This is a genomic window from Salipiger marinus (assembly GCF_900100085.1).
Lineage (GTDB): Bacteria > Pseudomonadota > Alphaproteobacteria > Rhodobacterales > Rhodobacteraceae > Salipiger > Salipiger marinus.
Window position 1 is genome coordinate 48,595 of the sequence record NZ_FNEJ01000007.1, and the last position, 11,237, is coordinate 59,831.

11 protein-coding genes are annotated in these 11,237 nt (G+C 65.2%); 8 read left to right on the forward strand and 3 right to left on the reverse strand.

The window, feature by feature from the left end; all coding sequences use genetic code 11:
* Positions 1 to 12: 12 nt before the first annotated feature.
* Positions 13 to 879, reverse strand: coding sequence for a MurR/RpiR family transcriptional regulator (locus tag BLR51_RS09370; protein ID WP_089846214.1), 867 nt, complete (start codon positions 877 to 879; stop codon positions 13 to 15).
* A gap of 111 nt (positions 880 to 990) precedes the next feature.
* On the opposite strand from BLR51_RS09370, the gene BLR51_RS09375 reads away from it, so the two are divergent.
* Genes BLR51_RS09375 through BLR51_RS09395 form a run of 5 tightly spaced genes read left to right on the forward strand, consistent with a single transcriptional unit; the run spans position 991 to position 5,908 of the window.
* Positions 991 to 2,016, forward strand: coding sequence for an ABC transporter substrate-binding protein (locus BLR51_RS09375; RefSeq protein WP_089846215.1), 1,026 nt, complete (start codon positions 991 to 993; stop codon positions 2,014 to 2,016).
* Between the two features lie 31 nt (positions 2,017 to 2,047).
* Entirely contained in the window at positions 2,048 to 3,109 is a 1,062-nt protein-coding gene (locus BLR51_RS09380) for an ABC transporter ATP-binding protein (protein WP_089846217.1), read from the forward strand.
* A complete protein-coding gene (locus BLR51_RS09385) occupies positions 3,106 to 3,990 on the forward strand; it encodes an ABC transporter permease (RefSeq protein ID WP_089846219.1) in 885 nt (294 codons plus the stop codon). The genes BLR51_RS09380 and BLR51_RS09385 overlap by 4 nt, the downstream gene beginning before the upstream one ends.
* Entirely contained in the window at positions 3,990 to 4,805 is an 816-nt protein-coding gene (locus BLR51_RS09390; RefSeq protein WP_089846221.1) for an ABC transporter permease, read from the forward strand. Before BLR51_RS09385 ends, BLR51_RS09390 begins: the two co-directional genes overlap by 1 nt.
* Positions 4,802 to 5,908 carry a DmpA family aminopeptidase gene (locus BLR51_RS09395; protein ID WP_089846224.1) on the forward strand — a complete coding sequence of 369 codons (1,107 nt, stop codon included), beginning with the start codon at positions 4,802 to 4,804 and terminating at the stop codon, positions 5,906 to 5,908. The genes BLR51_RS09390 and BLR51_RS09395 overlap by 4 nt, the downstream gene beginning before the upstream one ends.
* A 37-nt stretch (positions 5,909 to 5,945) precedes the next feature.
* Here BLR51_RS09395 and BLR51_RS09400 read toward each other — a convergent pair whose 3' ends face one another.
* Positions 5,946 to 6,599 (reverse strand): flavin reductase family protein, encoded by a 654-nt coding sequence (locus tag BLR51_RS09400; RefSeq protein ID WP_230796708.1) that lies wholly within the window; start codon positions 6,597 to 6,599, stop codon positions 5,946 to 5,948.
* Positions 6,596 to 7,285, reverse strand: coding sequence for a GntR family transcriptional regulator (locus BLR51_RS09405; protein ID WP_089846226.1), 690 nt, complete (start codon positions 7,283 to 7,285; stop codon positions 6,596 to 6,598). The genes BLR51_RS09400 and BLR51_RS09405 overlap by 4 nt, the downstream gene beginning before the upstream one ends.
* Positions 7,286 to 7,451: 166 nt before the next feature.
* On the opposite strand from BLR51_RS09405, the gene BLR51_RS09410 reads away from it, so the two are divergent.
* The 3 genes from BLR51_RS09410 to BLR51_RS09420 all read left to right on the forward strand — a co-directional run bounded on the left by BLR51_RS09410 (position 7,452) and on the right by BLR51_RS09420 (position 11,236).
* On the forward strand, positions 7,452 to 9,023 hold the full coding sequence (locus BLR51_RS09410) for an ABC transporter substrate-binding protein (RefSeq protein ID WP_230796706.1): 1,572 nt from the start codon (positions 7,452 to 7,454) through the stop codon (positions 9,021 to 9,023).
* 241 nt (positions 9,024 to 9,264) lie between these two features.
* On the forward strand, positions 9,265 to 10,257 hold the full coding sequence (locus BLR51_RS09415) for an ABC transporter permease (protein ID WP_089846230.1): 993 nt from the start codon (positions 9,265 to 9,267) through the stop codon (positions 10,255 to 10,257).
* A 13-nt stretch (positions 10,258 to 10,270) separates the two neighbouring features.
* Positions 10,271 to 11,236 carry an ABC transporter permease gene (locus tag BLR51_RS09420; protein ID WP_089846232.1) on the forward strand — a complete coding sequence of 322 codons (966 nt, stop codon included), beginning with the start codon at positions 10,271 to 10,273 and terminating at the stop codon, positions 11,234 to 11,236.
* Position 11,237: the final 1 nt, after the last annotated feature.

The following is an 11,237-nucleotide window of genomic DNA, read 5'->3' on the forward strand; positions in this document are numbered from 1 at the left end:
GGGCGCGCTCCGTCAGAAGATGTTGATGCGATGGGCCAGCCGTTTCCAGTCGCGCAGGCGCTGGGGAATGTCGCGGCCCGGGGCGGTGGCGGTGGCATGGATCAGCAGGCTGGTGGCGGCGTTGAGCCCAAGGATGGATTCCAGAAACAGCCCTGTCTTCGACGGCGTGTTGATGACCGCCTCTGTCACGTCATGCGCCCAGTGGCAGTATTCATCGGTGACCACCACCACCGACCGGCCCTGTTCCCGCGCCAGCCGCGCCAGCGTCTCGCATTCGGCGGCATAGGGGATCACGTCGATGATAAGCAGGCAGCTTGTGCCCGGCGCGGGCGGGTCGAGCCATTCCGACAGCATGCTGTCATGGCCTGACAGAAACCGCACGCGGGGCCGCGCCAGCGCCAGCCGCCGCGCCACATCCTCGGCCAGACCGCGCACGGTCTGGAACCCGGTGACATAGACCTCTTCGGCCTCGCGCAGATGCCGTTCGGCGGCCTGAAAGGCGGGGGTGTTGATCTTGGCATAGACCGTGCGCACCGCGCGCAGTTCGGCATTCATCTGCTCCTGCCAGTCGGGGGGCAGATCGGCGCCGTCATCGGGAAAGCTTTCGGCGCTGACCGAATAATGCTGCAGCAGCATCGCCTTGAACTCTTTCATGCCCGCGCAGCCAAAGCGGCGCAGCATCCGGCCCACGGTGATCTCGGCCACGCCCGCCTTCTGCGCGATGGACTTGCCGGTCTCGAAGGAAATCGACGGCAGGTTGAGCAGGAAATACTGCGCGACCTTGGCCTCCTGCTTTGGCAATCTGGGCAGCCCGGCCTCGATCCTGCCTACAAATTCATCAAGTCGGGCCTCCGCATAGGAGGCAAAGCCCTGTGACATGCGCAAACTCTCCATGACAGAAAACTAACATTTGACGAAAAAGACAGTATCGCATCATTTTCTCGACTCAAGGAAAAACCGCAAAGGCCACCTGACAGGGAGACGACCATCATGAAACCGACCCACCTTGCCCTAACGTCCGCGCTTGTGCTTGCCCCCATGGCGGGCGCCGCACAGGAGACGCTGTCGCTTTACAACTGGGGGGATTACATCAACCCCGAGGTGCTGGACGCCTTCACCGAAGAGACCGGCATCGCGGTGACGCTGGACACCTACGGATCGAACGAGGAGATGCTGGCCAAGATTCAGGCGGGCGCCACCGGCTATGACATCGTGTTCCCGTCGGTGCACATGCATGACATCCTGTTCCAGCTGGGCCTGCTGGCCAAGACCGATATCGGGCAGGCGCCGGGTTTCGAGAACATCGACCCGCAGTTCATCCGCGCCAAGACCGACCCCGAGGCCGAATACTGCCTGCCCTATGCCTGGGGCAATGTGGGCATCGTCTACAACAAGGCGCTGGCGGGCGAGATCAGCAGCTGGGAAGAGTTCTTTGCGCTGGGATCCGAGGGCCAGAAGATCACGGTGCTGGACGATCTGCGCGAAACCATCGGCATTGGCCTGATCATGACCGGCAGCCCGGTCAATTCCACCGATCCGGCGGAAGTCGAGGCGGCGGCGGATTACATCGTGGACCATCTGCAGGGCGTCACCGCCTTCACCTATGACAGCGTGCCGCAGGTGATCTCTGGCGATGTGGCGGCGGCGCATTGGTATGTGGGCGCCAACATCTTCGTGGCCGACAATTCCGACACCATCGCCTATGTGATCCCCGAAGAGGGCGCCACGCTTTATCAGGAGGATATGTGCGTGCTCACCTCCGCCCCCAATCCCGAGGCCGCGAAGAAATTCCTTGAATTCTATCTGCGCCCCGAGATTGCCGCGCTGAACGTCAAGCAGCAGATGAACGGCACACCCAACATTCCGGCACAGGATCTGATCCCCGAAGAGATCGCGTCGAACCCGACGATCTACCCCCCGCAGGAGGTGATCGACAGGCTGCAGATCTTCGAGGATCTGGGCCGCGACCTGCAGCTTTACAACACGGAATGGACGCGGATCAAAACCGCGCAGTAACCGGCCCCGCCGGGTCACAGGACGGAAGATCATGGCCGCACCTCTGGAAATCATCAACGCCTGCAAGGTGTTCCGCACGCCGGAAGGCGGCACGATGACGGCGCTGGATGGCGTCTCGCTGAAACTTGCCTCGGCGGAATTTGTCACCCTGCTGGGGCCTTCGGGCTGCGGCAAGACCACGCTGCTGCGCACCATCAGCGGTTTCGAGACGCTGGATGACGGCGACGTCCTGATCGACGGCGCCGCCGTGACCCAGCTGCCCGCCCACCGGCGCCCGGTGAACACGGTGTTCCAGCGCTATGCCCTGTTCGGCCATATGAGCGTGGCCCGCAACGTGGGCTACGCGCTGGAGATCGCCGGGCGCGAGCGGCGCGAGATCGACAGCCGCGTGGGCGAGATGCTGGATCTGGTCGGCCTGTCGGGCATGGGCCAGCGCCGCATCTCGCAGCTGTCGGGCGGGCAGCAGCAGCGGGTGGCGCTGGCCCGCGCGCTGGCGGGCAAGCCCAAGCTTCTGCTGCTCGACGAGCCGCTGTCGGCGCTGGACAAGAACCTGCGCCAGAAGATGCAGCAGGAGCTGAAGGCGATCCAGCGCGAGCTGGGGATCGGCTTTGTCTTCGTCACCCACGATCAGGAAGAGGCGCTGACCATGTCGGACCGCATCGCCGTTCTGGCGCATGGGCGGATCCAGCAGATCGGCGCGCCGTCGATGCTGTATCAGAGCCCCGCCAACCTCTTCACGGCGGAATTTCTGGGCGAAAGCAACCTGCTGCCCGTCACGCTGGAAGGCGGCCATGCGCGGCTCTCTGATGGGCAGGGCTTCGCCTGTGCCCACGCCCCGGGCCGCGCCACGCTGCTGCTGCGCCCCGAAGCGCTGGCGCTGACCGCCCCGGAGGGGCCCGCGCTGCGCTTCAGTGGCACGCTGCGCGAGACCTATTACACCGGCAAGGATCACCAGATCGCGCTGGAGACGCCCGGCTTCGGCATGATCCGCGCGCTGCTGCGCACCGGCGGCACGCTGCCCGAACCGGGATCGCCGCTGACCCTGCACGCGCCCGCCACAGGCCTGCATCTGATCGACGAGGTGGCGCCGTGACCCTTGCCCGCCGCAAGCTTCTGCAGCTGATCGGCCTGCTGGGGGTGCCATCGGTCTTTCTGCTGGTGTTCTTCCTGTGCCCGCTGGTCATCATGCTGATCTATAGCGGGCTGACGCCCGGACTTTACGGCGGGGTGGACTGGGTGTTTTCCCACCTCAATTATGGCCGTATCCTTGGCTGGGCCGATACGCGCTACGAAAAATTCGATCCCGTCTATCTGGCGATCTTCCTGCGCTCGCTGCGGCTGGCGGCGCTGACCGTGCTGGCAAGCCTGCTGATCAGCTATCCGGCGGCGTTCTGGATCAGCCGCATGCGCCCGGCGCGGCGGGATTTTGCGATCTTCCTCGTGACGCTGCCGTTCTTTGTCAGCCTGATCGTGCGGCTTTTTGCATGGGTGCTGATCCTGCGGCCCACCGGCTTTCTCAATCAGGGGCTGATGGGGCTGGGGCTGACCTCGGCGCCGGTCGAGTTTCTTTATACCGATTTCGCCGTCATCCTTGGCATGACTTACGTCTTCATCCCGTTCATGTTCCTGCCGCTTTACGGATCGCTCGAAAAGCTGGACATGACCCAGATCGAGGCCTCCGCCGATCTTGGCGCGTCGCGGCTGCAGACCTTCCGCAAGGTGGTGCTGCCCGCCACCCTGCCGGGGATCATCGGCGGGTCGATCATCACCTTCATCCCGGCCTTGGGCAATTTCATCGTGCCCTCGGTGCTGGGCGGGGCCAAGGTGCTGATGATCGGCAACCTGATCGAACAGCAGTTCCTGTCGGCGCGCAACTGGCCCTTCGGCTCGGCGCTGGCGATGCTGGTGATGACGGCGGTGCTGGTGCTGCTGGTGGTGCAGCTGCGCCTTGCCCGGCGGGAGGGGATGTCCTGATGCTGCGCCGTCTTCTGGGGCTTTATGGCCTGCTGTTCTTTGCCTTCATCTATGCGCCGATCCTGCTGGTGGTGGTCTATTCCTTCAACGCCAACACCGTGAACATGATGGTCTGGGACGGTTTCACGCTGGACTGGTACCGCCAGATCTTTGGCCTGCAGACCACCGTCACCGAAAGCGCCACCTATGTGGACAGTTCCGCGCAGCTTTACGCGGCGGTGCGCACCAGCCTTGTGGTGGCGGTGACCACCTCCGTGCTGTCCACCGTGTTCGGCACGGCGCTGGCGCTGGCGGTGGCGCGCTACCGCTTCCGGCTGGCGGGACTTTACCGCACCGCGATGATGGTGCCGATGATCATGCCCGACATCGTGCTGGGGCTGGCGCTGCTGATCTTCTTCATCACCATCGGCATGAACCTGTCGCTGCTGACCATCATCATCGGCCAGTCCACCTTCCTGATCTCCTATGTCTTCGTCACCGTCTCGGCCCGTCTGGCCGAGGTCGATACCAGCGTCGAGGAGGCCTCTGCCGATCTGGGCGCCACGCCCGCGCAGACCTTCCGCAAGGTGACGCTGCCGGGGATCGCGCCGGGCATCCTTGGCGGCTGGCTGCTGGCCTTCATCATTTCCATGGATGATCTGGTCATCACCTATTTCATCGCGGGCACCGGCGACACGACGCTGCCCGTTCACATCTGGGGGATGCTCCGCCGGGGCATCAAGCCGGAAATCAACGCCATTGCGACCCTGATGCTGCTCTTCACGCTGGGGGTTGCGGCCATCGGGCTTTACTTCAGATCGAGACGCCAGAAATGACCCTGCCCTGCAAACCGCGCGCCCGCGCGCTTGGCCTGCCGCTGCCCGGCACTCCCGGCCCGCTCAACGCCATCACCGACGTGCCCGGGGTGGAGGTGGGCACGACCGAGCTTCTGTCCTCGCGCGAGCCTGCTCTGGCCCGGCGCGGCATTCAGGTGCAGACCGGCGTGACCGCGATCCTGCCCCGGGGCCGCGATCCGGTGCCCCGCCCGGTCTGGGCGGGACAGTTCAGCCTGAACGGCAATGGCGAGATGACCGGCGCGCACTGGATCCGCGATGGCGGCTGGCTGGCCGGGCCGATCCTGCTGTCCAATTCCCATGCCATCGGCCCCTGCCATGGCGCGGCGGTGCGCTGGATGATCGACACCTATGGCGCCACATGGGAGGACAATCACCTTTGGGCCATGCCGGTGGTCGCCGAAACCTATGACGGGGTGCTGAACGACATCAACGGCCTGCATGTGACCGAAGACCATGCCCGCGCGGCCCTTGACGCCGCCCGCCCCGGCCCGGTGGCGGAGGGCAATTCCGGCGGTGGCGCCGGGATGATCTGTTACGAATTCAAGGGCGGCACCGGCACCGCGTCGCGCCGCGTGCCGGTCGAGGGGCAGGAGTTTACCCTTGGCGCGCTGGTGCAGGCCAATCACGGGCTGCGGCCATGGCTGACCGTGGCGGGGCGACCCGTGGGCCCGCAGATGCCGGAGGACCGCATCACCGGCATGACGACCGAGCGCGGATCGATCATCGTGATCCTCGCCACCGACCTGCCGCTGGGGCCGGGGCAGCTGGAACGGCTGGCACGCCGCGCCGCGCTTGGCATCGGGCGGGGCGGCACGCCGGGGGGCAACAATTCCGGCGACATCTTTCTGGCCTTTTCCACCGCCAATGCCATGCCGCTGCCGCAGCTGTCGGGACCGTGGCGGCAGATGACCACGCTCAATGACGAACGGCTGGATCCGGTCTATCTCGCGGCGGTGGAGGCGGTGGACGAGGCGGTGCTGAACGCGCTCTGCGCCGCCGAAGACGTGCCGCTGGCCCGTCCCGCCACCGGCATCTGCCGCGCCATCGACACCACGCGGCTGCAGGCGCTGGTCGCAGGCTGAGACGGGGAAGGGGGGCGCGAGGCCCCCCGCGCCCGCGTCAGGCCTTGACGCGGCGCTTGTCCAGAACCTCGGCAGCCGTGGGCGTGGGCCAGTCGAAATAATCCAGCGTCCCGGCATAGCCATTGCCGCCCATGCGCCCGATGGCATCAAGCCGCGCGTGATCGGAATACTGGGTCGCGGGGTCAAGGATGTCCTCGCGCACATGCGCCATGACGATGCGGCCCAGAATGATCTCGCGCGCGGAACTGACCTCGATGGCCAGATAGCGTTCGCATTCAAAGGCCACCGGCGCCTCGGCGATGCGGGGGCTGGCCACCTTCACGCCCGGAATGGCGGTCAGCCCCGCCATCTCCAGCTCGTCGACCTCGGGGGCAAAGGCGGCAGCGGTGACGGCCATCGCCTCGACATTGGCGCGGTCGACGATGTTGACGGTGAAACATTCCGTCATGCGGATGTTCCACGCGGTGTCCTTGAAGCTGCGGTCGGGCTTGTTTTCCACCCCCAGCGCAAGGATCGGCGGATCGGCGGAAAGGCAGTTGAAAAACGAATAGGGCGCGGCATTGACCACGCCGTCGGGCGACACCGTGGTGACCCATGCGATGGGGCGCGGCACGATGGTGCCGATCATCACCTTATAGGCCTCGCGCGGGGTGAGGGCGGAAAAATCCAGTTCGTGATGGGTCTTGCTCACGGGGCAAGCTCCTTTCCGTAATGTGACAGGATCTCCTGAACGCTTTCGGCTCTGGGAGACAGTTCCGCCCGCCCGGCCACCGCGCCAAGATGATGGCCCATGATCTCGATCGCGCGGGACTGGTCGCCGCTGCGGATCGCTTCGATGATCTGGGAATGCTCGTCCACCGCGCAGTCGGACGAATGGCTGCGGGCATAAAGCGACATGATGAGCGAGCAGCGCAGCACCACCTCGCGCACGTAGCGGGCCAGCACCTCGTTGCCGGTGAGTTCGGCAAGCAGGATGTGAAATTCCCCCGCCAGCCGGATCGAGACCGGGCCATCCTTGCCGCGCGCGGTGTTTTCGCTGCGCACATGCGATTCCAGCTGGTCGAAGCCGCTGCGCGGCATGCGCAGGCACAGCATCCGGATCACCTCGTTTTCCAGACAGCGGCGCACCTCGAAAATCTGCTGCGCCTCCTCGCGCGAGGGTTCGGCGACAAAGGCGCCACGGTTGCGGCGGGTGACCACCAGCCCTTCGTTTTCCAGCCGGACAAGGGCGTGGCGCACGATGGTGCGGCTGACGCCGAACTGGTCGCCCACCGTATCCTCGGGCAGGCGCATGCCGGGTTTCAGCGCCTGTTCGATGATCGCGCGGCGGAGCAGGTCATGCACGGCATCGGTCAGGGTCGTCTTGCTGTCAGTCATGTCGCTCGCTGCTCATCAAAGGTGCGGTCGTCATATCGCATACAGATTTTTCCGTCAATTGGATACAATTTGCTTGATTCAGCGTATCCGGTCCCGCATCAAACTTGCATCGTATCCAATCACAGCGAATCTAAGATACAATCCTCAGGGAGAGGGAGACATGCAGATGAGACGGATTTTGCTCGCATCCGCTGCCATTGCCGCTTTTGCGGGCACGGCACAGGCGGAGACGGTGCTGAAATGGGGCGCCAACCGGGACATCGGATCGCTGGATCCCTATTCCTACGGCGACAGCTTCACCATCAACGTGCTGAACCACGTCTATGAAGGGCTGGTGCGCTACAACCGCGATCTCAAGATCGAACCGGCGCTGGCCACCAGCTGGGAGATCCTAGAGGATCAGATCACATGGCGGTTCACGCTGCGCGAAGACGTGACCTTTCACAACGGCAATCCCTTCACCGCCGAGGATGTCGTCGCCTCGCTGGAGCGGGTCAGCCACGAGACCTCGCCGCTGAAGGGCAATCTGCCCGCCTATGTCAGCGCCGCCGTGGTCGACACGCATACGGTTGATGTCACGCTGAACGGCACCTATCCGCTGCTGCTGAACGACCTGACCAACATCCATATCTTCGACAAGGAATGGATGACCGAGCATGACGCGCTGCTGCCCACCGACATTGGCGCGGGCACCGAAGGCTATGCCACCTACAATGCCAACGGCACCGGGCCCTTTGTGGTGGAAAGCCGCCAGCCCGACGCAAAGACGGTGTTCGTGGTCAATCCCGACTGGTGGGACGAGGCGCAGCACAATCTGGACCGGATCGAACTGACCCCGGTGACCTCTGCCGCGACCCGGGTGGCGGCGCTGCTGTCGGGCGAGATCAATTTCACCAATGACGCGCCGGTGCAGGATCTGCCGCGGCTGGCGGCAGCCCCCGACGTGCAGGTGCTGGAAGGCGTCGACCTGCGCACCGTGATGATCGGCTTCCCCTTCCGCGAGACGCTGAGCACCGGCGCCCCCAATCCGTTTTCCAAGCGCGAGGTGCGCGAGGCGCTCTATCGGGCCATTGATCTGGATCTGATCCACCAGCGGGTGATGCGCGGCAAGTCGCGGATCGCGGGGGCCACGGTCGCGCCCGAGATCCCGGGCTATGTGGAGGCGCTCGATACGGTGCCGGGCTTTGATCCCGACGCGGCGCGGACGGCGCTGGCCGAGGCCGGGGTGCCCGAGGGGCTGGAATTCGAGTTCAACTGCCTGAGCGACGGTCTGGTGAACGAGGAGCAGGTCTGTCAGGCCATCGCCTCCATGTGGTCGCGGATCGGGCTTGCGCCCAAGCTCGACGTGGCGCCGCGCGCGGTGCAGACGCCGAAGCGCACCGGCGGCACCACGGATGTCTATACGCTGGGCTGGGCCACGCTGCCGATGCTCGACGCCTATTCGCCGCTTCTGCAGATCTTCCACACCAAGGAAGGCAATTCGGGCGTGTTCAACTGGGGCGGCTGGTCCTTTCCCGAGCTTGACGCGCTGGTGCAGGCCGCAGGCAGCGAGCTCGACGTGGAGAAGCGCCTGAGCCTTGAGACCGAGGCGCTGCAGATCGTCAAGGACCAGCACATCATGATCCCGCTGCACCAGCAGCCGATGGCATGGGCGGTGACCGGGGAGGTGGCGGAGATGCCGCTCTTTCCGGACAACAAGCCGCGGCTGTGGTTCGCGCGGGTGACCCCCGACGCCTGAGCGCGGCGCTGCGGACCGCCACTGGCGGTCCGCCGGCGAGGGGTTTCGGATCGCCAAAGGCGATCCGACTGGGAAGAGGGGTTTCGGATCGCCTTTGGCGATCCGACCGGGAGAGGAGTTTCGGATCGCCTGCGGCGATCCGACCGGCCGGGGGATTTCATCCCCCGGACCCCCTGAGAGTTTACTTGGCAAGATGAAGGGGCGCGGGCGGCCCAGGGCGTAAGCCGGATCGGAGACAGAGATGATTGCCTTTCTCATCAAGCGCATGGCCAATGCGGCTTTTGTGATGCTGGCGGTGGCCCTGCTGGCCTTTGTCATCTTCCGGTTCTTCGGCGACCCGGTGGAGATGATGGTCAACGAGCAGGCGACGCAGGCCGACCGGGCCGAGCTGCGCGAGCGGCTGGGGCTGAATGACGGATTTGCCACGCAATATGCCCGATTTGTCACCAATGCCGTGCAGGGCGATTTCGGCATCTCCTATCGCAACCAGCAGGATGTGATGGTGCTGATCAAGGACCGCTTTCCCGCCACGTTCGAGCTGGTGCTGGTGGCCACGGTGATTTCGCTGGTGGTGGGCATTCCGCTGGGGGTGATCACGGCGGTGCATCGCCGCTCGCGGCTGGCGCAGGCGCTGCAACTGGGATCCATCGTGGGCGTGTCGCTGCCGAGCTTCGTGGTGGGGATCCTGCTGATCCTTGGCTTTTCCGTCTCTCTGGGCTGGCTGCCCGCCTTTGGCCGGGGCGAGACGGTGCAGATCGGCTGGTGGTCCACCGGGCTGCTGACGCCTTCGGGGCGGGCGGCGCTGGTGCTGCCTGCGGTGTCGCTGTCGACCTTTCAGATCACGCTGGTGATGCGGCTGGTGCGGGCCGAGATGCTGGAGACGCTGCGCAGCGATTACATCAAGTTCGCCCGGGCGCGCGGCGTGCCTGCGGCGCGGGTGCAGTGGCGCCATGCGCTGCGCAACTGCCTGATGCCGGTCATCACCCTGACCGGCATGCAGATCGGCAATCTCATCGCCTTCGCGCTGGTGACGGAGACGGTGTTCCAGTGGCCGGGCATGGGGATGCTGTTCATTCAGGCGGTGACCTTTGTCGATATCCCGGTGATGGCCGCCTACCTGCTGCTGGTGTCGCTGATCTTTGTGGTGCTGAACACCGTGGTGGACATCACCTATGCCTGGGTCGACCCGCGGCTGCGCGATGACAGCGCCCGATCCGGAGGCGCACATGGCTGATCAGGAGAGCCCGATGGACCACACCGCATCCCCCGCCGCCCCGGCGCGGCCCGAGACCGCCGCACGACCGTCGCGCCTGACCCGGCTCAGGGACAGCGACCTTGCGCATTCCTTCCGCGCGCATCCCTCTGCGATGCTTGCCGCCGCGGTGCTGGCGCTGGTCGCGCTGAGTGCGGTGCTGGCACCGCTCATCACCCCGCAGAACCCCTATGATCTGGCGGCGCTGGAGCTGTGGAATTCCGAGATCCCGCCGATCTGGCAGGCGCAGGGCCAGTGGCCCTATCTGCTGGGCACCGACACGCAGGGCCGCGACATCCTGTCGGCCATCCTTTATGGCTCGCGGATTTCGCTGATCATCGGTTTCGCCTCGGTGCTGCTGGCGCTGAGCGTCGGCCTGTCGCTGGGGCTGGTCGCGGGCTATCTGGGCGGCTGGGTCGACAATGTGATCATGCGCGTGGGCGACGTGCTGCTGTCCATGCCCTTCATCCTGATCGCGATCCTGATCACCGCCATCGCCACCGCCTCGCTGCCCGCCGGGCTGCGCGACGTGCTGGCGGCGCCGATCCTGATCTTCGCCATCGCCGTGCCCTCCTGGGTGCAATATGCCCGCACGGTGCGCGCCTCGGCCATGGTGGAGGCGAAGAAGGAATATGTGCAGGCGGCGCGGCTGATCCGGGTGCCGGCGTGGCGGATCATGCTGCACCACATCCTGCCCAACTGCCTGACGCCGATCATGGTGGCGGCGACGCTGAATTTCGGCCTTGCCATCCTGTCCGAGGCGACGCTGTCCTTTCTGGGCGTGGGCATGCCGCCGGACCAGCCAAGCCTTGGCACCCTGATCCGGATCGGCAACCAATACCTGTTTTCCGGCCTGTGGTGGATCGTGGTCTTTCCCTCGGTCCAGCTGTGCCTGATCGTCCTGTCGGTCAACATGATCGGCGACTGGCTGCGCGACGCGCTCAACCCCAAACTCCGGTGAT

Coding starts and splice junctions, on each gene's coding strand:
- BLR51_RS09390 (WP_089846221.1), top strand. CDS start 3,990: ATGCTGCGCCGTCTTCTGGGGCTTTATGGCCTGCTGTTCTTTGCCTTC.
- BLR51_RS09415 (WP_089846230.1), top strand. CDS start 9,265: ATGATTGCCTTTCTCATCAAGCGCATGGCCAATGCGGCTTTTGTGATG.
- BLR51_RS09375 (WP_089846215.1), top strand. CDS start 991: ATGAAACCGACCCACCTTGCCCTAACGTCCGCGCTTGTGCTTGCCCCC.
- BLR51_RS09405 (WP_089846226.1), bottom strand. CDS start 7,285: ATGACTGACAGCAAGACGACCCTGACCGATGCCGTGCATGACCTGCTC.
- BLR51_RS09395 (WP_089846224.1), top strand. CDS start 4,802: ATGACCCTGCCCTGCAAACCGCGCGCCCGCGCGCTTGGCCTGCCGCTG.
- BLR51_RS09420 (WP_089846232.1), top strand. CDS start 10,271: ATGGACCACACCGCATCCCCCGCCGCCCCGGCGCGGCCCGAGACCGCC.
- BLR51_RS09380 (WP_089846217.1), top strand. CDS start 2,048: ATGGCCGCACCTCTGGAAATCATCAACGCCTGCAAGGTGTTCCGCACG.
- BLR51_RS09370 (WP_089846214.1), bottom strand. CDS start 879: ATGTCACAGGGCTTTGCCTCCTATGCGGAGGCCCGACTTGATGAATTT.
- BLR51_RS09410 (WP_230796706.1), top strand. CDS start 7,452: ATGAGACGGATTTTGCTCGCATCCGCTGCCATTGCCGCTTTTGCGGGC.